A 306-nucleotide genomic window follows, 5' to 3' on the forward strand; every position below is an offset into this window, starting at 1 on the left:
CCTCCACGCGGAGGCCGTGCGACAGACGATGGCTCTCCGCTTCGCGTCCGCGAACGACCGGGACGTCATCACCCAGCAGATCGTCGATGCCGCAGAACGGGTCTCGCTGCGCCTCACTCCGCCCGAGCTCGCGAAGAGCCCCTCGCTGTTTCGTCGCGCGGACGGGTCGAGCGTGTTCCGACCCAAAGCCGGAACGGTGTTCTCCTCCGAGCAGGTGCTCGCGGCAGAAGACCGACTCCTTGGCGCGTCGAATGATCGGTCGGCGCCGACCGTACCGCTGGCATGGATCGAGGACGCTGCCAGAAC

The 306-nt window shown here is 67.6% G+C and carries 1 pseudogene; it reads left to right on the plus strand.

Annotated features, from left to right (window positions below):
* Positions 1–306 (plus strand): annotated as a pseudogene (locus tag CYJ76_RS12000) (MobF family relaxase); the annotation flags it as partial.

The sequence above is a fragment of the Kytococcus schroeteri genome (genome assembly GCF_002847825.1).
Taxonomy (GTDB): Bacteria; Actinomycetota; Actinomycetes; order Actinomycetales; family Dermatophilaceae; genus Kytococcus; species Kytococcus schroeteri.